This window comes from Xanthobacter cornucopiae (assembly GCF_043195065.2).
Lineage (GTDB): Bacteria > Pseudomonadota > Alphaproteobacteria > Rhizobiales > Xanthobacteraceae > Xanthobacter.
Map to the genome: position 1 here is coordinate 4,607,597 of NZ_CM195531.1, position 21,280 is coordinate 4,628,876.

General features: G+C 68.4%; 19 protein-coding genes. 3 read left to right on the forward strand and 16 right to left on the reverse strand.

Going from position 1 to position 21,280, the window contains the following annotated elements; genetic code table 11:
* Positions 1–76 precede the first annotated feature (76 nt).
* The 6 genes from V5F53_RS20320 to V5F53_RS20345 form a co-directional block, all read right to left on the reverse strand.
* Positions 77–928 (reverse strand): FkbM family methyltransferase, encoded by an 852-nt coding sequence (locus V5F53_RS20320; protein WP_393995471.1) that lies wholly within the window; start codon positions 926–928, stop codon positions 77–79.
* Positions 901–2,289 (reverse strand): O-antigen ligase family protein, encoded by a 1,389-nt coding sequence (locus V5F53_RS20325; protein WP_393995472.1) that lies wholly within the window; start codon positions 2,287–2,289, stop codon positions 901–903. Before V5F53_RS20325 ends, V5F53_RS20320 begins: the two co-directional genes overlap by 28 nt.
* Positions 2,286–3,095 (reverse strand): WecB/TagA/CpsF family glycosyltransferase, encoded by an 810-nt coding sequence (locus tag V5F53_RS20330; protein ID WP_393995473.1) that lies wholly within the window; start codon positions 3,093–3,095, stop codon positions 2,286–2,288. Before V5F53_RS20330 ends, V5F53_RS20325 begins: the two co-directional genes overlap by 4 nt.
* A 108-nt stretch (positions 3,096–3,203) precedes the next feature.
* Positions 3,204–4,037, reverse strand: coding sequence for a polysaccharide biosynthesis/export family protein (locus V5F53_RS20335; RefSeq protein WP_393995474.1), 834 nt, complete (start codon positions 4,035–4,037; stop codon positions 3,204–3,206).
* A gap of 370 nt (positions 4,038–4,407) precedes the next feature.
* Positions 4,408–6,525 carry an exopolysaccharide transport family protein gene (locus V5F53_RS20340; protein WP_393995475.1) on the reverse strand — a complete coding sequence of 706 codons (2,118 nt, stop codon included), beginning with the start codon at positions 6,523–6,525 and terminating at the stop codon, positions 4,408–4,410.
* Between the two features lie 173 nt (positions 6,526–6,698).
* Entirely contained in the window at positions 6,699–7,991 is a 1,293-nt protein-coding gene (locus V5F53_RS20345) for an oligosaccharide flippase family protein (RefSeq protein WP_393995476.1), read from the reverse strand.
* Here V5F53_RS20345 and V5F53_RS20350 point away from each other — a divergent pair.
* Positions 7,975–8,610 (forward strand): hypothetical protein, encoded by a 636-nt coding sequence (locus tag V5F53_RS20350; protein WP_393995477.1) that lies wholly within the window; start codon positions 7,975–7,977, stop codon positions 8,608–8,610. The genes V5F53_RS20345 and V5F53_RS20350 overlap by 17 nt on opposite strands.
* Positions 8,611–8,892: 282 nt before the next feature.
* Here the strand turns inward: V5F53_RS20350 and V5F53_RS20355 are convergent, their stop codons facing one another.
* The 6 genes from V5F53_RS20355 to V5F53_RS20380 all read right to left on the reverse strand — a co-directional run bounded on the left by V5F53_RS20355 (position 8,893) and on the right by V5F53_RS20380 (position 14,130).
* On the reverse strand, positions 8,893–9,138 hold the full coding sequence (locus tag V5F53_RS20355; protein WP_393995478.1) for a hypothetical protein: 246 nt from the start codon (positions 9,136–9,138) through the stop codon (positions 8,893–8,895).
* A 359-nt stretch (positions 9,139–9,497) separates the two neighbouring features.
* The gene (locus V5F53_RS20360) at positions 9,498–10,283 is read right to left on the reverse strand and encodes a succinate dehydrogenase iron-sulfur subunit (RefSeq protein ID WP_393995479.1); all 786 of its coding nucleotides are present in this window, start codon (positions 10,281–10,283) and stop codon (positions 9,498–9,500) included.
* Between the two features lie 96 nt (positions 10,284–10,379).
* The gene (gene sdhA, locus V5F53_RS20365) at positions 10,380–12,215 is read right to left on the reverse strand and encodes a succinate dehydrogenase flavoprotein subunit (protein WP_393995480.1); all 1,836 of its coding nucleotides are present in this window, start codon (positions 12,213–12,215) and stop codon (positions 10,380–10,382) included.
* Between the two features lie 3 nt (positions 12,216–12,218).
* Complete coding sequence (gene sdhD, locus V5F53_RS20370; protein ID WP_393995481.1) at positions 12,219–12,617, reverse strand: succinate dehydrogenase, hydrophobic membrane anchor protein; 399 nt, start codon at positions 12,615–12,617, stop codon at positions 12,219–12,221.
* An 11-nt stretch (positions 12,618–12,628) separates the two neighbouring features.
* A complete protein-coding gene (gene sdhC / locus V5F53_RS20375; protein WP_393995482.1) occupies positions 12,629–13,030 on the reverse strand; it encodes a succinate dehydrogenase, cytochrome b556 subunit in 402 nt (133 codons plus the stop codon).
* Between the two features lie 413 nt (positions 13,031–13,443).
* Positions 13,444–14,130: an OmpW/AlkL family protein gene (locus V5F53_RS20380; RefSeq protein ID WP_393995483.1), complete on the reverse strand. Its 687-nt coding sequence runs from the start codon at positions 14,128–14,130 to the stop codon at positions 13,444–13,446.
* Between the two features lie 222 nt (positions 14,131–14,352).
* Here V5F53_RS20380 and V5F53_RS20385 point away from each other — a divergent pair, with 222 nt between their 5' ends.
* The gene (locus V5F53_RS20385) at positions 14,353–15,468 is read left to right on the forward strand and encodes a CE1 family esterase (RefSeq protein WP_393995484.1); all 1,116 of its coding nucleotides are present in this window, start codon (positions 14,353–14,355) and stop codon (positions 15,466–15,468) included.
* On the opposite strand, the gene V5F53_RS20390 is transcribed toward V5F53_RS20385, so the two are convergent.
* A complete protein-coding gene (locus V5F53_RS20390; protein ID WP_393995485.1) occupies positions 15,444–16,493 on the reverse strand; it encodes a MaoC family dehydratase in 1,050 nt (349 codons plus the stop codon). The genes V5F53_RS20385 and V5F53_RS20390 overlap by 25 nt on opposite strands.
* A 221-nt stretch (positions 16,494–16,714) precedes the next feature.
* Here V5F53_RS20390 and V5F53_RS20395 point away from each other — a divergent pair, with 221 nt between their 5' ends.
* Entirely contained in the window at positions 16,715–17,572 is an 858-nt protein-coding gene (locus V5F53_RS20395; RefSeq protein WP_509212679.1) for a cation diffusion facilitator family transporter, read from the forward strand.
* A 133-nt stretch (positions 17,573–17,705) separates the two neighbouring features.
* Here V5F53_RS20395 and V5F53_RS20400 read toward each other — a convergent pair whose 3' ends face one another.
* From V5F53_RS20400 to V5F53_RS20410, 3 genes are all read right to left on the reverse strand, one after another.
* Positions 17,706–18,680, reverse strand: a complete 975-nt coding sequence (locus V5F53_RS20400) for a DJ-1/PfpI family protein (protein ID WP_393995487.1) — start codon at positions 18,678–18,680, stop codon at positions 17,706–17,708.
* 3 nt (positions 18,681–18,683) lie between these two features.
* Positions 18,684–19,562 carry an HpcH/HpaI aldolase/citrate lyase family protein gene (locus tag V5F53_RS20405; protein WP_393995488.1) on the reverse strand — a complete coding sequence of 293 codons (879 nt, stop codon included), beginning with the start codon at positions 19,560–19,562 and terminating at the stop codon, positions 18,684–18,686.
* A gap of 531 nt (positions 19,563–20,093) precedes the next feature.
* Complete coding sequence (locus V5F53_RS20410) at positions 20,094–21,242, reverse strand: SGNH/GDSL hydrolase family protein (protein WP_393995489.1); 1,149 nt, start codon at positions 21,240–21,242, stop codon at positions 20,094–20,096.
* Positions 21,243–21,280: the final 38 nt, after the last annotated feature.

Sequence of the window (21,280 nt, forward strand, 5' to 3'; positions counted from 1 at the left end):
CCCATGGGCTCTCGTTCAAAGAAAAAGCCGGCGCGCATTTGCGCGCCGGCTTTTTTGCCGGAGACCGTTCGTCCGGTCAGGCCGCAGTGGCGCGGCCCTGCGGATGACGGGCGATGATGTTGCAGAACTCGGTCGGGCGCACGCTCAGCGGGGTCAGGGTTCCGTCCCACTGCAGGCGGAAGAAGCTGTAGCCGAGGCCGGCCAGCGTGTTCCATGGCGCCGCCGGGTCGCCGCCGCTGGACAGCAGGGCCGGGCAGTTCATCTCGAAGATGATGTCGGGGCGATAGGCGGCGATGGTGCCGAGGCCGCCCGCCAGCACCCGCTGCTCGGCGCCCTCCACGTCGATCTTGATGCTGTCCACCCGCGGCAGGCCGAGATCGGCCACCAATTGGTCGAGGGTGGTGATCTCCACTTCCTCGGCCTCGGTGGCGGCGCCGTCATTGACCAGGGAGAAGGCCTGCGGGTCGTCGCCCACCGGATTGTGGAACAGGGCGGCCTTGCCGGCCACGTCGGCGAGCCCCTTGCGCACCAGGGTCACGTTCTTGAAGCCGTTGAGGGCGACGTTCTCCACCAGCAGGTCGCCGGCGTCCTTGCCCGGCTCCACGGCCACGATGCGGCCGGCCCGCGGCGCCATCTTCAGGGTGAACAGGCCGATGTTGGCGCCCACGTCCACGAACACGTCGCCCTTGGCGACGAACTTGTCGAGATACTTCAGCTCCGGCTCCACCTGGTCGCGCAGCAGGTAGGCCGAAACGGTGGTGTAGCGCAGGTCCGCCGGCACCTGCATGCGGGAGCCGGGCACCAGCTGGAATTCCGGCTTGCGGCCGAGCTTGACCAGGGTGGCAAGGCTGGCGATGCGTCCGAGCACCGTGAGGGGTGCTTCCTTGAACGCGGGTTCGTTCAGAAGCTTCTTGATCCGCTTGAGCATCCTGGCCTCTGCGTTCGTGTCCGGCTGAAAAATCGCGTTCGGGTAGCCATTCCGGCTGGGATCGCCTGGGGCGGCCGGTCCTGCGTCGAGGAAAGATAGATGGCGAGCGCCAGGGCGACACCGAGTTCGCCCGGAAGGAAGACAAGGGAATAAACTGATGATGTCAATATGAGGTACAGCACGTAATCCGACAGCGCCAGCACGAACGGATCGCGGGTGGCCATGCCGCGCCGGGCGGTGACCACATAGGCCCACACATGCACCGCCAGGATCAGCACCGCGCCGATCAGCCCGTATTCGAACACCACGCCGACCCAGCCCAGGTCGGCGATGAAGAACTGGTCGTAGCCGAAGATGTCAGCCAGGGTGATGGAGCCGAAGCGGGTGGTGGCGCCCACCCCGAAGGTCCAGCGCAGGGTGTTGTCGCCCAGGTATTCGAAGGCGATGGCGAATGAGTTTTGCCGCACCGACAGCGATCCGCCCAGGCTTTCCTCCACGTTCCAGCCCGCGCCGCCGAACAGGCCGAGCTTGGCCCCCACCAGCGCCAGCATCGGCACCATCAAGGCCAGGCCCACGCCGATGGCGAGCCGGCGCGTCCGCCCGGTCATCGACATCACCATGCCATAGGCCGTGACCAGAACCGCCGCCGCGATCGCGGTGCGCTGCTTGTAGGTGAGGACCTGGATGGCAAGGCAGGTGGGGATCAGCAGCAGGCGGATCACCCGCCCGTTTATGATGAAGCTGCGCCCGAGGTAGAAAATGAGGATCATGCCGAAGAACATGGACATGTAGACGCGCCGCCCGCGGTCCACGTCATATTGCAGCAGCTTGCCGTCCTCGGGATTGGTCACGTACCAGGAGGCGGGCGCCAGGGTGTAGATCACCACCAGCAGCACGAAGGTGGTGACGCCATAGCCGATGCACACCCCGCGCACCCGCTCCGGCGGCAGCGCCAGGAGCGACAGCAGCGCCGACAGCGCCAGGTAATAGGTGAACGGCCACGCCTTGACGGTGGTGGCGAGGGCATCGAACAGCCCGTTGCCGAGCTGGATGATGGAGACCAGCGGCGTGAAGCCCAGCAGGTAGGCCAAAAGCAGCAGGAACAGGTTCCGCCCCGGCAGCCGCATCCGGATGGCGGCATAGAGCGTGAGCGGAAACATCAGGAACGGCCACGCCTTGGAGAGAAAATAGGGGGGCGGCAGCTCGTTGAGATAGTGGAACACCTGCGCGAAGAACGGCAGGACGAACACCAGCGCCAGGGTCGCCATCTTGGAGACGCCGGAGCCGCCGCGCGCGCGCGCGCGCTGCCGCCGCAGGGGCATCACCACCTGGCGCGGGCGCGGCGGGGCGGCGAGGCTCATGAAGCGCTTCCGCCGGACTTCGCCATGCCATAGGCGGCCGGGTCAAGGCGCGCCTTGGCCACGGTGAGGAAGATGGGAAGCGAATCCACGAACACCCGCTTCACCTGGATCTTGGGGTCCTGGATCAGCCGGTGCAGCCACTCCACCCCGAGCCGGCGATAGGCCAGCGGCGCGCGTGTGGACAGGCCGGTGAGGAAGTTCAGTGAATTGCCCACGCACAGGCCGGTGCCCACCGCCGCGCCGCGCTGGAACACCAGGCGCGTGACATATTCCGAGCGCGGCGAGCCGGTGACGAAGAACACGTAGCGGGCCGGATGGTCCAGCACGAAGCGCACGCAGCGCTCGACTTCCTCGGGCTTGGAGATGAAGCCCATGGGCGGCACGTGCATGGCCACGTTGGCGAGGCGGTAGCGCGCCTTCAGGCGCTCCAGCATCTCGTCCGAGCCGCCGATGATGGTGATGGCGTCGTCGGGCTGGATGTGATGCTCGAACAGGGCGGTGGTGATGTCGGACCCGGGCGCGCGGGGAATGTCGAGGCCGAACAGCTGCCGCGCCAGCGCCCGGGGCACCGCCCCGTCCATGGTGTGCAGCCAGGCGTTCTCATAGATCTCGATGAAGAGCGGGTCCTTCAGCTCGTTGAGCCGGGTGAGGTTGGAGGCGTTGGGCGTCACCACATAAGCGAACGGAGCGTCCGGCGCGCGGGCGGCGATCAGCGCGGCGGCCCCCTCCGCGTCCAGGCAGGCGAACGGCACGTTGAGAAAGGTGACGGTCTTCACTTCCGGCGGCAGGGCGACTGTTTGCGGCATGACGGCGTCCCGTTCCCTGGTTCCCGAGCCTCGTGCCGCGCGCGGCCCTGCGGCCGCGCCACGGCGGTGAAGGCGACCGGCGTGGCGGTCCGCCGGCGCCCGCCCGGATCACGGCACGACGGAGGTCGTGCTGCCGGTCTGGGTGTAGCTGCCGATGGTATAGCTGAACTGGCGCTGGAACGGCACCACGCGGTTGATGAACTGGTCGATCCAGAGATTGACCTCGGCAATGGAGCTGCGCGGCACGAAGATGATGTCCCCGGTCATCAGCGGCACGTCGCCATCGGAGAAGCCGGTCTCGATCATCTCGCGCACATCGATGAGGCGGAGCATCGGCTCGTTGTTGGGGCCGCGGCGGATGAGGGCCACCTGGCCGGTGCGGGCATTCTCGGAGAAGCCGCCGGCCATCAGGATGCCTTGCAGCACGCTGGTGCCCACGTTCTCAAGCTTGAACACGCCGGGCTGCTGCACCATGCCGCCGATGTAGATCTTGGGCGAGGCCGCGGTGTCGAGGGCCACCACCACCTTCTGGTCCACCAGCTCTTTCGCGGAGGCGCGGCGCACCGAGCTCTCGATCCCCGCCAGGGTGGAGCCTTCCACCTTGATCTGGCCGATGGCGCGCGGGGCGATGGTGCCGTCGGGGCTGACGGTCAATTCCTCGTCCATGTCGCGGGTGATGAAATACTTGATCTTCAGCCGATCCCCCGGCCCCACCCGATAGCTGGGCAGATCGTTGTTCCAGGGGCGGAAGCGATCGACGTTGACCTCGGTGAAGCGCAGCTCGTGGCCGGTGGTGAAGGGCGGCGTGCCGGTGTTCTGCGACGTGGCGATCGCCGCGCAGCCGCTCAGGGCGAGGCCGCTCGCGGCCAGGGCCAGAGCGATCCGCAGCGCCGACAGCGGCAGGGGGGACGCCTCGCGCGCCATATGGCGAGCGGATGCCATCCAACCGCACCGGGGCAAGACCATCGACGACTCCCAGGATGACACGTTCGGATCCGTTGACCTTTGCCACCCACCCGGCCGCGCCGCGCGAGGCGGCGCCGAACCAAAAAGCGAGCGCAACCCTAACTCTTGGTTAACCGACGCTAAAGCCGTGTGGTTAACAAAGTCCTTAAACAGAGGGTGCGACGCAAGATACGCCCGGTTTTCGACGGTATCGGGGGATTTCGAGCCCTCCCTTGGGCGGATGCACGTCTCCTCGGTCGTGTCGCCAGGATGATTCTCGCCGGCCCGAACCGCCGCGGGCGGGCAAACGAAAACGGGCGGCCGAGGCCGCCCGTGCTGGGAAGGATGCGAAGGCGAGGTCGCCGGATCAGGCGCGGCGGTAGAGCCAGTTGGGCAGGTAGTAGCGCCGGCCGAAGAAGATCAGGCCGAGGAGGGTGCCGCCCGCTTCCGCCACCGTGTCGCGCAGATGGATGGCGGCCGGCTTGCGGGTGATCTCGGCGTGGACCGACAGGATGTTGCCGTCCACCAGCTGGGTCAGGCGCTGGGTCACCAGCGAGGAGCCCTGCAGGCTGGAGCAGATGATGATGCAGTCGAAGGCGACCTTCAGGTCCTTGAGCATCTCCTGGCCTTCCACCACCGGCAGGCGCACGCTGAGCAGGGGCGAGGTCTCCACCTCGGCCGCCGACCACAGCAGCGGCACCGGCGTGGTGGTCACCGCGAGGCCGCCGATCACCTCCACATGGCCGGTGTGCAGCGGGTAGGGGGTGAAGGAGCACAGGTCCACCAGCAGGGTGCGCATGCGGCGCTGGGTGGCCAGCTCCTCGGCGAGCCGGCGACAGAACCAGGGCAGGGTGTCGTCGCGCTCGGGCGACAGGAAGTGGATCGCCCGCAGCGGCGTCTCGTCGATGGTGGTATCCAGCAGCAGGGTGGCGCAGCTGCCGATGGCCTGGTCCACGAACGGGCCGGGCCGATGCTCGGCGCCCTCGTCGAAGGTGGCGAGGTTGGGCAGGTCCAGCAGCCGCTCCGGCTCGCTGGGCATGATGAAGGTGGTGCGCAGGACCGAGGCGATGGCGCCGGCGGCGGCGCCGAACAGGATGCCGCCGAACAGGCCGCCGAACAGCATGGGCAGCACCAGCGACCGCTTGGTCACCGAGGCGCCGGCCTCCTGCACCAGCCGCACGTTGGACTGGCGGGTGCGGGCGGCGGTCTCCTCGATATTGGCGGCCACCGCGCGCCGCAGATACTCGCGGTAGCCCTCGCTCAGGGTCTCGCGCTGGCGGGTGAGCTCGATGAGCCGGGTTTCGGCGCTGCGCAGGGTGTCGATGCGCTGCTGGGCGGCGATGCGCTGCTGCTCCAGCTCGTCCCGCTGGCGGCCGAGGGAATCCTTCTCCACCTTGAGGTTCAGGATCAGGTTGTCCACATAATTGATGGACGGGTTTCGGGAGGCGCGGTCGGTGTAATAGGGATTCTTGCCGCGCTCGGCGATGCGCTTGCGGACGGTGTCGATTTTCTGCTGCACCTGCTTCATCAGCACGCTGCCCGGCGCGTACTGGGCGGCGATGCGGTCACGTTCCAGCAGCAGCTGGGTGAGCAGGTTGGTGCTGTCGTCGCCGGACAGGGCGTCGGTCTTCTCCGAAAAGTCGAACACCGAATCCGGCAGCGCCTTGCGCTGCGCCTCCGCCTCCAGCAGCTGGGCGGTGAGGGTGGCCTCGCGCTCGTCCACCTGGCGGATGCGCTGGACCACGTTGTCCATCTGGTTGGAGGCCAGCACCGCGTCCTGGTTGAAGTCGATGACGCCCACCTTGGCCTTGAGCGCCTCGATCTCGCTGTCGGTGGTGGTCAGGTCGCGCTTGAAGCGGTCAACCTCCAGCTGCAGGATCTTCGCGGTGGGGTTCTCGAACACCTTCCGGCGGCTGGCGAGATAGTTCTGGACCAGGGTGTCGGCGGTCTCGATGGCGATCTCGCGGTCCGGATTGGTGAACTGGACCTCGACGATGTTGGAGCCCGAGACCACGTTGGCGCGCAGGTTGCGGCGGAAGCGCTCGATGGCGCGGTCCATTTCGTCCCGCTCGGAATCGAACATGCGGGTGATCGGGCTCAGCGCGCCTTGCGGAAACAGCCGGTCGAGGCCGATCTGCTCGATGGTGGTGCGGATGACTTCCGCGCTCTCGAGGATCTGCACCTCCGATTCCACCTGCTTCAGGCCTTCCACCGAAAGCACGGCGGGACCGCTGTCGGTGACGTTGGCGGAGGTGGAGACCTCGCGGTTCACGATCACCAGCAGCAGGCTGGAGGCGGTGTATTCGGTCTTGGCCAGGGCGGCCGCCACCAGGCCGATGACCAGCGGCACCAGCGCCGCGAGCACCACCACGCGGATATGGAAGAAGGTGGCGATGAGGAAGTCGCGCAGCGTGAAACTCGGGTTTTCCGCGGCGATGGCTGGCGCGAGCGCGCTCTCATCCGCGTGGCCGACCTGTTGCGCCATCGACATGCTTCCCCCTGCCGCCATCGCCCTTGTCCACGCTCCCGGCACGGGGGCGCAGCCGAAGGCGCTGCGTCGCGCCAGCCGGAAGGCGTCGGAGAATTCTGCCGACGCTCGATTACTTTGCGGTTAATCAGTGGTTTCCAGCGCCGCGCGGCCGTCAGGCCGGGCCGCTCTCAATAGGCGCGGGGCATCAGCTTCAGCACCGCGAGCGTGGTGCCGATGCCGCCCTGGGCGATGAACAGCGAGGTGGCGATGGCCGCGCCCACCATGCCGTAGGGGGGAATGAGGACGAAGCACAGCAGGATGCAGCTCAAGAGCTGGGCGCCGTTGAGCCAGCGCAGCACCCGGCCGTGGCCGGTCATGGCCAGCATGACGTCCTGGGTGGGCAGCAGGCAGTTGATGAGCTGGCCCACGGCCATGATGACCAGCGCCGGCGCCGCGGCCTCGAAGCCGGGACCGATGAGGTGCAGCAGCCAGGTGGGCACCGCCATCATCACCAGGATGGCCGGCACCCCGCAGGCGGCGATGGCGAGGCGGGCCCGGCGGTTGAGCGCGCGCAGCTGGTCGAAGTCGCCGGTGCGATGGGCGGCGGCGAAGGACGGCGCGGCGATGGTGGAGATGGCGATGATGACCACCCAGATCAGCACGGTGATCCGGCTTGCCACGCTGAAGGCGCCCACCGCGGCGGCGGTGGCATAGGCGGCCAGCACCATGGTGGGAATGGAGTTCAACGCCGCCTGCACGTTCTCGACAATGGCCAGGGGCCAGGCCGTGCGCCACAGGGCGGGCAGCTGGTCCTCGGCGCTGGTGCCGGCCGCGCTGGCCCGCAGCTTCCCGCGCTCGGCGCGCAGCAGCCAGAAGCCCAGCGCCGCGCTGGCGATGTTGGCGAACGCCAGGGCATAGAGGATGCCATTGAGCGAGTGCACGCCGATGGCGAGGGCGCCGAACGTGAGGATCGGCCACAGTCCGTTCTGCACGAACTGTCCCGCTACGCCGCGATGGAAGCCGGTGAGGGCGTGGGCGGCGAAGATGCACAGCGTCTGCGGCAGGATGGACGCCGCCGAGATCATCAGCGGCACGGTCAGCTCGTGTTCCTTGAAGACGTAAGTGGCGAGCGGCTCCGCTGCGGCGACCGTGGCGAGGCTCACCGCGAGGCCGCCGGCGGTGACCCACAAGGTGCCGTTCAGCAGGGCCGTGCGGGCGTCGGCGCCGCGCCCGACCGCCAGCTCGGCGGCGATATGGCGCATCACCGCCTTTTCGAAGCCGCCGCGCGCCACCGTTGCCGCCGCGCTGACCCAGGTGTTGCAGAGAAAGAACAGGCCGGCCTCGAACACGCCGAGGATGCGGGCCGTGAGCATGTAGAGGCCGAGCTTGCCGACCACCTCCAGCCCGCGCACCACCAGGGCGGCGCCGAAGGCCCAATGGGCGAGGAGCAGGCGGAGGAGGGGCTTGAGGGCGACCTTCATGCGGCTATTGGAACGCTCGCGGCGCTGGCATAGGCTCCGTGCGCATCGCCGACGCCATGCGGGCGCGGGAGCGGACGAGGACGGTGGAGAGTTCGCATCAATGACGCGCTGGCAGCGGGAGCTCCAAGCGGGGATCGCGGCGGTGATCCCGGCGGGGATCGAGACCACGACCATCAAGCACGGGCGGGGCGGCTTCGCAAGGGCGCGCCGTGCGGCGGCGCGCTGCGCGGTGGCGTTTGGATTCGCGGGGGCGGCGCTGGCGGCGGGGGCCGGAATTCCGGCCCACGCCCAGCTTCAGATCCAGGATCTCAACGATCTGCCGCGGCAACGCACCCTGACCCCTATGAACCGGCTGTTGCCGACCGACCCGCATGTGGTGATCCGCGCTTATCTGAGCCGCGCCCTGCCGTCCTTGTGGTGGGGGAAGGAAAGCGACTACAGCTTCGGGCGCATCGCCGTGGATATTCATATTCCCGAAGGATGGCAGGGTAACCCGACCTCCGCCATGATGCAGCTGTGCCCGGCGGAGAATGACAATTTGTGGCGGGTGTTCCGCGAGATCGAGATGCGTCCGTTCTTCCAGAAGAAGTTCTGGCCCGGCTGGACATGCCGCGCATGAGCCCTCGGTGCCTCGCCGACGGGGCGAGACCCCCGGGCGCGGAGGCTATCTTGCCAAACACCAGCGGAAGCCGGCAACGGGGCCAGCGGGACGATGGGGAGGGGACGAAGGGAAACGGCGGTTTCGCCGATCCGCTCGGGGTCATCACATCCGGGACGAGCGTTGCGGCGCGTTCCTACGGAGCAGCCTGAAGCGGGCCAGATGTCGTCCGCGCTTTCGCATCGAATACACTGGCCAGGATCAACGCCCCTGGCCACGCCGGCAATCGGGGATGCCTTGCGTTCAGGACACGAACTGGTCGCCGAGCGCACGATGGGTGGGCTGCGCCTGAACGACCTGCCGCCGGGTGGTGCGATCAAAGCCGAAGACCAGCGCCGTCAACGCAAAGGCGAAGAAAATCAACGTGCTGGTGGTGCTGAAAGCGATGAGCAGGCCGGCGAAGGCCTCAAAGCTCCTGACCGGATAGCTGGCGATCACCGACAGGAGCAGGACGGCAACGGCAAGGAAAATGGACAGTCGGCGCAACATGGCTCGTCTCCCGGACCGGCTGTCCCATCCCCAGTGGAAGAACCGTTAGCAGAACCTTACCATGCAGCCGCGAGGCTGGAAAGATCGCCTGTCCGCCTGTGGTGGCGTTTGCGCTGACGGAATCGGCTCCGCCTGCGCGGTCCGGCGACGACAGGATGAAAAGCGGCGGGCCCAGGCCGAAGGGAATGGCCCGCCCCCCATGGGCAGCGGCGCGTGATCCGCCGCCCGGCCCTCGGGTGGCGATGTCGGGAGCGCCTCCGCCCAGACGGTCGCCGCGTCGGGCGGCAGGTGAACGGATCCATGCATGAAAAACGGCGCGGAGAGGCTCCGCGCCGTGGGATGCTTGCTGCTGAACGCGGTCAGATGTGGCGTTCCACCATCATCTTCTTCACTTCAGCGATGGCCTTGGCCGGATTGAGGCTCTTGGGACACGCCTGGGCGCAGTTCATGATGGTGTGGCAGCGGTAGAGCTTGAAGGGATCTTCAAGATTGTCGAGGCGGCTGCCGGTGCGTTCGTCGCGGCTGTCCTTCAGCCAGCGGGTGGCCTGCAGCAGGGCGGCAGGTCCGAGGTAGCGATCGCCGTTCCACCAATAGCTCGGGCACGAGGTGGAGCAGCAGGCGCAGAGAATGCACTCATAAAGGCCGTCCAGCTTCTCGCGGTCGTCCTTGGACTGGCGCCATTCCTTTTCAGGGGCGGCGGAGTCGGTCTGCAGCCACGGCTCGATGGAAGCGTGCTGGGCATAGAAATGGGTGAGGTCGGGAACCAGATCCTTCACCACCGCCATGTGCGGCAGCGGGTAGACATTCACGACGCCCTTCACCAGCACCTCGTCCATGCCCTTGGTGCAGGCAAGGGTATTGGTGCCGCCGATGTTCATGGCGCAGGAGCCACACACGCCCTCGCGGCAGGAGCGCCGGAAGGTGAGGGTGGCGTCGATCTTGTTCTTGATCCAGATCAGACCGTCGAGCACCATCGGGCCGCAATCCTCGCGGTCCACATAGAAGGTGTCGATCCGCGGGTTGCGACCGTCGTCGGGGTTCCAGCGGTAAATGCGGAACTCGGTCAGCTTCTTGGCGCCGGCCGGCTTCGGCCACACCTTGCCCGGCGTGATCTGGGAGTTTTTCGGGAGAGTGAACTCAGCCATGGGACGTCCTGGATCGCTGGAGCGGCAACCGCCCGCAGGAATTCTGGCCAGGGCCGCGCGCGCGCATAACGGCGCGCGCGGTCGCGGATGATGGCGTCAATACACGCGCTTCTTGGGCTCGATGTACTGGATGTCGTTCGACAAGGTGTAGGTGTGCACCGGCCGCTCGTCGAGGCGCACAGCCCCGTCGGCGGTGTCGAAATAGGCAAGCGTGTGCTTCATCCAGTTCACGTCGTCACGCTCGGGATAGTCCTCCCGCGCATGGCCACCGCGGCTCTCCTTGCGGGCGTTGGCGCCTTCCATGGTGACGATCGCCTGGGCGATGAGGTTGTCGAACTCCAGGGTCTCGACGAGGTCGGAGTTCCACACCAGCGAGCGGTCGGTCACGCCGATGTCGCCCGCGCCTTTGTAGACGTCGTGGATGAGCTTGCAGCCCTCCTCCAGCACGTCGCCGGTGCGGAAGACGGCGCAGTTGTTCTGCATCACCTTTTGCATCTCAAGGCGCAGCTCGGCGGTTGGGGTCGAGCCCTTCGCGTTGCGGAAATGATCCAGGCGCGAGAGCGCCAGGTCGGCGCTGTTGGCGGGCAGGGGCGCATGCTTCTCGCCGGGCTTCACCAGCTCGGCGGCGCGCAGGCCCGCGGCGCGGCCGAACACCACAAGGTCGATCAGCGAGTTCGAGCCCAGCCGGTTGGCCCCGTGCACGGAGACGCAGGCCGCCTCGCCGATGGCCATCAGGCCGGGCACCACGGTGTCGGGGTCGCCCTTGCGCTTGTCCAGCACCTCGCCGAAGTAGTTCGTGGGAATGCCGCCCATGTTGTAGTGCACGGTCGGAATCACCGGGATCGGCTCACGGGTGAGGTCCACGCCGGCGAAGATCTTCGCACTCTCGGAGATGCCGGGCAGGCGCTCATGGAGAATGGCGGGATCGAGATGGTCGAGGTGAAGGAAGATGTGGTCCTTGTTCTTGCCCACGCCGCGGCCTTCGCGGATCTCCATGGTCATGGAGCGCGAAACCACGTCGCGGGAGGCAAGGTCCTTGGCCGAAGGTGCATAGCGCTCCATGAAGCGCTCGCCCTCGGAATTGGTGAGATAGCCACCCTCGCCACGGGCGCCCTCGGTGATGAGGCAGCCCGAGCCATAGATGCCGGTGGGATGGAACTGCACGAACTCCATGTCCTGCAGCGGCAGGCCGGCGCGCAGCACCATGCCGCCGCCGTCGCCGGTGCAGGTATGGGCCGACGTGGCGGAGAAGTAGGCGCGGCCATAGCCGCCGGTGGCGAGCACGGTGAGGTGCGCGCGGAAGCGGTGCAGGGTACCGTCGTCGAGCTTGAGGGCGATGACGCCCCGGCACTTGCCGTCCTCATCCATGATGAGGTCGATGGCGAAGTATTCGACGAAGAACTCGGCCTTGTGCTTCAGCGCCGCGCCGTAAAGCGTGTGCAGCATGGCATGGCCGGTGCGGTCGGCGGCGGCGCAGGTGCGCTGGGCGGTGCCCTTGCCGAAATGCGTGGTCATGCCGCCGAACGGGCGCTGATAGATCTTGCCGTCGTCGGTGCGGGAGAAGGGGACGCCCCAGTGCTCCAGCTCGTAAACGGCGGCCGGCGCGTTGCGCACCAGGTATTCGATGGCGTCCTGGTCGCCCAGCCAGTCCGACCCCTTCACGGTGTCGTACATGTGCCATTCCCACTTGTCCTCGCCCATGTTGGCGAGGGAGGCGGCGACGCCGCCCTGGGCCGCCACGGTGTGGGAGCGGGTGGGGAACACCTTGGTGATGCAGGCGGTGCGCAGGCCGGCTTCCGAGCAGCCCACCACGGCGCGCAGGCCCGCGCCGCCGGCGCCGACCACGAGCACGTCGTAGGTGTGGTCCTCGATGGGATAGGCGGCGCCCAGCTTCGACGGCGCGGCGGCCCCGTTGGTTGCGGTATCGGCCATGTGTCAGCCTCCCAGGCTGATCTTGAGCACGGCGAAGGCGCCGGCGAGAGCGATCGCGATGGTGAAGAAGGTGTTGGCCACGATGAGCAGCACCTTCAGGCCTTCGGTGTGCACGTAGTCTTCGATCACCACCTGCATGCCCAGGCGCATGTGGATGGAGACTGAAAGCAGGGTGAGAAGAAGGATCACCGCCACCAGGGGCTGGCCGAGCACGGCGCGGGTTTCCGCGTAGCCGGCGCCGGCGAGGCGGATGACGATGATGACGAAGGCGATGGTCAGCAGCAGGTTGGCAAGGCCGGTGACGCGCTGCAGGAAGAAGTGCTCAGTGCCCGTGCCGGAGGCGCCGAGGCCGCGGACGCGGCCGAGCGGCGTGCGCAGGGGAGTGTGGGTGGGGTTGCTCATGTCAGCTCTCCTCAACCCTTGACCGCGAGGCCGATGATCCAAAGCAGGACGGTGAGACCCACCGAGCCGGCCAGGGTCGCCTTGGCGAGCAGGACCCGCTCCTGCGGCCCGAAGCCGTGGATGAAGTCCCAGATGAAATGGCGCGCGCCGCCGAAGGCGTGGTGCAGCAGGGCCCAGGTGAAGCCGAACAGCAGCAGCAGGCCGATGAACGAGCCGGCAAGCCCGCTGAAGGTGGCGAAGGCGGAGGGGGTGGAGGCGGCGGCCAGCAGCCACCACACGAACAGCACCATGCCGAAATAGAGCCCGATGCCGGTAATGCGGTGCACAATGGACATCACCATCGTGAACAGCGGGCGATAAATCTGCAGATGAGGCGAAAGCGGGCGCGCGGGGCGCGAAGGACTATCGGCCATGGGCCTCCTCCAGAAATTGACCGATCAGGTATCTCAATTGTGACCAGTTCGCAACGATTCCAAAGCGGAAAGGCCGCCGTTTAATGCGCGGATGCCAGCATCGGCGCAATTGGCCCTAGGTTGCATGGGGAATGGGCCGGGCGGCCGCCTCTGCGTCCTGGAACGTGCTGCGCCGCGATAGCACGGACCGGCCCGCAGCACCACACATGGTGCGCACCTTTGTATCCCCTGGTGTCTTCACATTTTCTGACAATGTGCGGCGAACCCTGAGTCGCGGAGGGCACGGCATCGGCGAAGTGGTGCGCGGAGAACGCCGGACGCGCGCCGGTGAGGGCGGCGCGGGGGTGGGGACAAAACAAATGCGGCGCCGGGAGGGTCCCGACGCCGCATGACATTCAAGGATGGAGCCGCGATCAGAAGCGGTAGGTGACGCCCGCGCCGATCAGCCAGGGGTTGAGGTCGGCATTGCCCGTGAGCAGCGCGCCGGTGGTGGTCTGAAGCACGAAGTCGGGCTCGAGGAAGAGCTTCTTCACGTCGACGTTGATACCCCAGTGCTTGTCGATCATCCAGTCGAAGCCGGCCTGCAGGGCGATGCCCCAGGTGTCGTTCACGTCAATGGACGAGAAAGCCGAGTTCTTGATGCTGGGGCTGTAGAACACGGTGTAGTTCACGCCGGCGCCGATGTAGGGCTTGAAGGGCCCGAAGTCGGTGAAGTGATACTGCAGCGTGAGGGTGGGGGGCAGGATCCACACCTTGGCGATGTCGTTCAGGCCAGCGATGGACCCGGCGCCGGAGATGGTGGAATTGGTGGTGCCGAGGATGAGTTCGGCGGCGATGTTCTTGGTGAAGTAGTAGGTGATGTCGAGCTCGGGGGTGACCGAATCCGAATAATCGAGATCGGAGAAGGGCACGCCGTTCACGGCGCCGCCGTTCTCGGGCTTCACATAGAGCGCGCGCAGGCGGATCTGCCAGGGGCTCTGGGCCTCTTCCACTACCGGTGCCTTGTAGACGGGCGTGGTGAGGTCAGCCGCCACCGCCTGACCCGCGACCAGGGTGCCGAAAGCCGCCGCGACCGCAGCCCCCAAACCGAACTTGATCATCCCCCAAACTCCCGCAGATTTGAATTTATCGTGAGGTAGACATCACCCCTTAGCCACAGAATAAGATTGATTCAGATCAAGTCCATGTCTCGTGATGCCCGACCTGTGGCGAGGGGGCCACAGGGACGCCGCGCGAATGCCGTATTTCGGGGGGATGGAAAGGCGCTCTGGTACCTGCGGCGCCCGGGGTCGTTCCCTTTGGTTTCAAGGATTTTTAAGTCTATGGCAACGGGTGTGAGGGGCGTGGTCCGCACCCTGGGGACGGCGCTGGCGGCCGTGTCCGGGATGGCGATTTCCTGTCGGAACTGGTGCGCGAATGCAACAGTTCCGCTCGTCATCCTGGCGCTGTTCCCCGCCCCCGCGGCGGCGGCGGGCTCGAATCGTCAGCAACTGACGGTTGGTGAAGAGACGCGGTCCTATCTGGTCTCCAATCCGGCCGGCGTCAGCGGTCCGGCGCCGGTGGTGATCGCGCTGCACGGGGCGATGCAGACGCCCCAGAGCTTCCGGGCCTATTTCGGGCTGGACGCGGCGGCGGCGGCGAACGGCTTCATCGCGGTCTATCCGGAAGGCGAGGGGCGGGTGTGGAACGACAGCCGGCCGGCGGCCATGCGGCTCAAGGCCATGCTGCGTCCCGGCGACGATGTGGCGTTCCTGGTGGCGCTGGCGGGCAAGCTGGTGGCGGACGGCGTGGCCGATCCCGCCCGCATCTATCTGACGGGCATCTCCAACGGCGGCTTCATGGTGCAGCGCATGGCCTGCGAGTTCGCGCCGGTGTTCGCCGCCTATTCGGTGATCATGGCCACCACCGCCGCCAATGCGCGGGAGGAGTGCCATCCCGCCCGGCCGGTGCCGATCCTGTTCATTCACGGGACCGCCGACACGGTGGTCACCTATGGCGGCTTCTGGACCCCGGTGGGCGCCACCCTGTCGGCGCCGGACAGTGCCGGCCTGTTTGCGCGGCTCAACGGCTGCGCCGGCTCTGCCAGGCGGGTGCTGCCGGACCTCGATCCGGCTGACGGCACCACGGTGAGCGAGCGCGTGTGGCAGGGATGCCGCGACGGCGCGACGGTGACGCTGCTCACCATCGAGAACGGCGGCCACCAGTCGCCGGCGCGGGTGGAGACGCGGCCGGACCTCGCCACGCCCTTCCTGGGGCTGCGCAACCACGACATCGACGCGGGCGAGGAAGTGTGGCGCTTCATGTCCGCGTTCGCGCTGCCATCGCCGCCGGCTGCGGCGGCCCCGCCCGGGACGACGCCGCGCAAGCCCAAGCGGGCCGCTGCGGCGTCGCCGGACAGCGCCGGGGCGCCGCGTCAGCGCGGGATGAGCACCCAATAGTCCAGGTCGAGGATGACGCTCGGGTCGTAGTCCTCGCCGGTCTTGGCGGGGAAGTCGGCGGTGGGGCGGTCCTTGGTGGCGATGGTGCGCACGCGCAGCGCGCCCACGTCCTCGCGCCCGGGCAGCGGCTGGGCGTCGAGAATCTCGCTCCAGGCGTGCACCGTCAGGCCGGCGAACAGCGGCGCCACATGGCGCCCGCCATTGATGGCGGCCACGTGGAAGGCATTGGCCAGACCGTTGAACGACAGCGCGCGGGCCAGGGAAATGACGTGCCCGCCATAGATCAGCCGGCGGCCGAAGCGGCCCTGGCCCTCGGTGAACTGGTTGAAATGCACCTTCGCCGTGTTCTGGTACAGCCTGGTGGCGATCATGTGCTCGGCTTCCTCCACGGTGGAGCCGTCCACATGGTCGATGCGCTCGCCCACCTGGTAGTCGCCGAAGCGGGCGCTGGAGCCGGACAGGTCGTCGCGCCAGCCCTCCAGGTCGAGCACCGGCACGGCGCTGCCGAGGGCGTCGGGGGCGAGGGCGGCGGGTAGCTTGGGCACCACCGGCTCGGGCGCGGGGGCGGCGGGGTCGGCCTTGCGCACCATCACCCACCGCACATAGTCGAGCACCTCGACGCCGTCCTGGTTGAAGCCGGTGGAACGCACGTAGACGACGCCGCTCTGGCCGTTGGAATTCTCCTTGAGGCCGATCACCTCGGAGACGGCGGTGAGGGTGTCGCCGGGAAACACCGGGGCGAGGAAGCGCCCGCCGGCATAGCCGAGATTGGCCACCGCGTTGAGGGAGATGTCCGGCACGGTCTTGCCGAACACCACGTGGAAGGTCAGAAGGTCGTCCACCGGAGCGCGGGCGTAGCCGATGCCCTGGGCGAAGGTGTCGGCCGACTGCACCGCGAAGCGGGTGCCGTAAAGGGCGCTGTAGAGGCTCACGTCGCCCACGCTCACGGTCCGCGGCGTGGCGTGACGGATCACCTGGCCGACCTTGAAGTCCTCGAAGAAATTGCCCTTGTTGGTCTTGCTCATCATGCTCCCCCAGGGGTGGTGGCGCATGTTGGCAGAGGCGGCGGGAGGCTGGCAACCGCGCCGCCGCATGCTCTGGTCGTGTATCCCGCGCGTTTTCGCGCCGCACCTTTGCCCGCTCAGGGCGCTTGACGGACGGCGCCGCGCCGGTGGAGATGGCGCGCGGGCGAAAGAGGGGTGTTGCTGTGTCCGGATCGGCGAGCCAGAAGTTGTCGTTTCAGGCCATGATTTTCACGGCCTGCCTGTTTCCCTTCTACATTCTGGCGGCGACGCTGACGAATTCGTCGGCCATCCTGTCCGACCTGCTCGCCACGTCGTTCGATCTGACCGCCCTCACCGCCTGCTGGCTGGTGCTGCGCATCGCCCACGGCAACCACACCGGCCGCTACGCCTACGGCCTCGGCAAGCTGGAAAACCTGGCCGAACTGATGATCGCGGTGCTGCAAAGCATCCTCGTCATCATTGCCGCCACCCAGGCGATCTCGCGCCTGTTCCATCCGGAGGGGGTGAGCGGCGCCCTGTTCGGCCTGTTCGTCACAGCGGCGGCGGTGATCGGCAACATGGTCCTGAACCGCCGCGCGATGCGGCTCGCGGTCGAGACCAAGTCGCCGGTGCTGGCGGCGCAGGCGCGGGTCCATCTGGTGTCGGCGATTTCGTCCGGGGCGGTGTTCGCGGTCACCGTCATCACCAGCATCTTCAACGACATCCACTGGCTGTTCTACCTCGATCCCCTCGCGTCGTTCGTGGTGATCGGCTTCATGATCTACAACATCCTGGCGATGCTCACGAATTCCGTGGGCTCGCTGCTCGACCGGGCGATCGACGAGGCCAGCCAGCTGCTGATCCTCAAGGTGCTGACCTCCCATTTCGACGACTTCGCCGAGCTGGGCGACATCCGCACCCGCCAGTTCGGCGGCAAGATGTTCGTGGAGCTGCATCTCGGCTTTGAGGACGGCTGGACCATGGCCCACACCCGCTCTGTGGTGGCCGGGCTGGTGGAGGCGGTGCAGACCGCCTTTCGCGAGGCCGGCGACGAGGTCGAGGTCGCGGTGGTGCTGATTCCGGGCCACGCCGCTCACTGAAGCCGGGCGCCCGGGGGCCCGGGCGATGCGCGGCCCGGCATCGCCATGATGCCGGGCCGCTCCGCCGGGCTCGTCCTGCGCGACGCATCGCCCCGGCAGGCCAAGGCCGCGTGCCGTTCCGGGGACGGGGCCGTCAGTAATCGGACAGCTTGACGTCCTCGTGCCACTCGCCCGGGACCTCCTTGACGATCGCCTGGCCGCAGATGACGCGGCCCTTCACCGGATCGAAGGTGAGGGTGGGCGCGCCCTGGAGCTGCCAGCCCTTGTTGAGGGCGGCGGTGACGCGATTGCAGAACGCAGTGTCGTCGGGGCCGGTGAGATAGCGATAGAGCTTCATGGTGGTGCCGGTGTCGTCGGGGACGCAGGGGGGAGAGGCCGGCGCCGGAGGCGAAGCCACCGGCGCGGGTTCGGGCAGGGGGCCTGCGGGCGGAGCGAGCCCCAGCCGGGCGCCGGCGGCCCGCGCGACCTCCTCGCGGCGGGCCTGGAAGCCCGCCGTCTGGGCCCGCACCTCGGCCACCAGGCGGGGATCGGCGGTGGCCGGCGGAAACGGCGGGTCGGGATCGTATTCGATGGCGAGGGCGATCCGGCGGGCCTCCTCCACGCCGGCGATCTCGGCGGCCAGGGTGAGGCCGAAGTCGATGCCGGAGGTGACCCCGGCACCGGTGATGCGGTTGCGGTCCACCACCACCCGCGCGCTGACCGGCGTGGCGCCCAGGAGCGCGAGCTGGGGCAGCGACAGCCAGTGGCTGGTGGCGCGGTAGCCGGTGAGCAGGCCGGCCGCGCCGAGCAGCAGCGAGCCGGTGCACACGGAGGTGACATGTCGCGCGCCCTGCGCCATGCGGCGCAGGAAGTCGAGGGTCTCCGTGTCCTCCATCAGCTCGAGCTGGCCGGGGCCGCCGGGCACGAACAGGAGATCGCAGCCTGACAGCCCGCCAAACGCCACGGTGGGCATGATCTGGAGGCCGGAGGCATCCTCCACCGGCTTGCGAGATTTCTTCCACGCCAGCTCGATCTGAACGTCCTTCAGGCGGCTGAGCACCTCGAACGGCCCGGTCAGGTCGAGTTGGGTCAGGCGCGGATAGAGCAGCATGACCACGCGCAGCGTCATGGCTCAGGCCCGCGCGGCGATGGCGTCGGCGACGGCGACGGTGCGCTTGGCCATCTCGGCGTGCAGCAGCTCCACCATGCGGCCGTCGAGGGTGATGACGCCCTTGCCGGCATTTTCCGGCAGCGCAAAGGCGGCGATGATGGCGCGCGCCCGCGCCACATCGGCCTCGGGCGGAGAGAAGGCGAGGTTGCAGGGGGCGATCTGGCTCGGATGGATCAGCGTCTTGCCGTCCATGCCGAAGGCCACGCCCTGGGCGCACTCGGCATCGAAGCCGTCCGTGTCCTGGTAGGCGTTCCACACGCCGTCGAGCACTTCCACGCCATAGGCCCGGGCGGCGGCCACCACCAGCGTCAGCCAAGCGACCATGGGCGCGCGGCCCGGCACCAGCGCCGCCCGTGTCTCCTTGGCGAGGTCGTTGGTGCCGAGCACGAACACGGACAGGCGCGTGAGCGGATCCTTCGCCGCGCCGGCGATGGCCTTGATGTCCAGGATCGCAAGGGGGGTCTCGATCATGGCCCAGACCCGGGTGGTCTGCGGCACGCCCAGCGCGTCGAGCCGGCGGCCAACGGTGACGAGCTGCTCGACGCTCTGCACCTTCGGCAGCAGGATGGCGTCGGGCCGCGCGCCGGCGGCGGCATCCAGATCGTCGGAGCCCCAGGGGGTGTCCAGGCCGTTGATGCGGATGACCACCTCGCGCGGGCCGAAGCCGCCGGCCGTCACGGTCTCGACGATGCGTCCGCGCGCCTCCACCTTGGCGTCGGGGGCGACGGCGTCCTCGAGGTCGAGAATCACGCCGTCGGCCGGCAGCGTGCGCGCCTTCTCCAGGGCGCGGGCATTGGAGCCCGGCATGTAGAGAAAACTGCGGCGCGGGCGAATGGTCATGGAAGAACTCCCGGTGATGATCCGGCCCTGAACTTAAGGCGTCACGCGGGCGGCGGGAAGCGTGACGGTGAGGTCGGCGCGCGGTACCGCGTGCCCGGGGTTCGGCGGCAGCCGGGGGAGGTGGCGGGGGCGTCGGTGGGGCGTAGGGGATGGCGGATTGGCTGCCTCAAGGCCGGCTCCTGTTTCCTTCGCGCGCGGCGGGAGCTGAGGGGGCCATCCTTGGCGCCGGGGTGGGGCGGGCATCCGGCACCGGTCCACGCGCGGCGCCGCGTCGATCGTCTGCGAGGTTGGACGCGGATCGGGCGGGCGGCGCGGGGAGCGTGGTGCGTTGCCGCGGCTGAGCGAGGCGGGCGAGCCCCTCGCCTGCCACCCGCGCGTGCCGATTCCGCGCCGAGGCGCGACAGGCCGGCGATTGTCGGCGGCGGGGCCACGCGCGTCGGCCCCGCCCTTCCTCGCGCCGCTGTGCGCCGGGATTGGGGTGGGAACCGGCTGGTTTGCGTCGCCTGTGCGGCGGGCTGTCGGGTGCGGCGTCTAGCGGGTGGGGGCGAGCGGCTCGGCCGTTGGCGGGGGCCAGGAAAAATCGTCGGCGCGCCCGCGCACGGCAGGAGGCGGGACGCCGTCCCGAAGGGCCTGGGCGGCCGCGCGCCCAGTGGCGGAAACGGCAAGCGGCGGCGTGGGCGTCGCCGGTCTTAGATCAGCCTTGGCGGGCGCGCCGGCGAGGTTCAGCACCGGCTGGGCGGGCTCCGCCGGCGTGGCGGGCTTTGCCGGGTCCTCCAGAAGGCGGTTGAGCTCCTTCTGGACGAAAAAGGCGAGCTTCAGGCCGCCGGCGCGGGTGAAGCGCACGCCGTCGTTGAAGCGGAGCCGCCGCCGCTGACCGTCCACCGCCGGGCCGGTCGCCAGATACTTGCCGTCCTCGTCCACGAAGCCGTCCCACACGGTTACGAAAGGCAGGCCCGCACGGGCGGCGCGGGCGCGGATGATCTCGTTGAGGCGCTCGTAATCGGCGGACAAGGCGGCATTGGCCACTGGCGCCACGCCGACCACGATGACGCGGCCGGCCTTCTCGCGCAGCGCGCTCAGCACTTCGTCGACCCGACGGCTGTAGACCTCCACCCATCGGTCGGTGAGCGGCTCCAGGGTCAGGTCGTCATCACGAATGGGCTTCAGGTCCTCCGCGCCGAGCGCCAGCACGGTAACGTTGGGCCGGCCGGCGGCGATGGCTGGCGGGGCCTTCGCCAACCAGTCGACGGGAGTGGAGAGGAACCCGCTGTCGTCCTGGGTGTATTCGACGATGGCGAGGCGGGCGCGGTCGGGCACGTAGGCGTCGGCCAGCCCCTGGGCAAGCTGGCCCCCCATGCGGTCGCCCAGCACCAAGGCGAATTGGGTGGGGGGCTGGCGCTTGCCCTGGATGGCGGCGTCGGCGCTGGCATAGACGGTTCCCTCGGGAGCCGGTGGCGGCTCCCGCTTCTTCGGCGCCGCTTGAAGCGCCGGATCGAGCGGTGGGGCGGGGCGCGTCTCGCGCTGCTGCGGCTGGGGTCCAAAGCCGGGCCACCAGCCGTTGTTGCGGTTGCGCGGCGCCTGGGGAACGGACGCGGGAGGCCGCAGGAAAAAGAAGAAATCGTCCTGCGCCCGCGCGTCTCGGGCGGTCAGCGCCGACCCCGCCGGAAGGGCGAGAAGCACGGCCAGCACCGCGGCGCCTGCTCTCCTGCTCCGGCCAC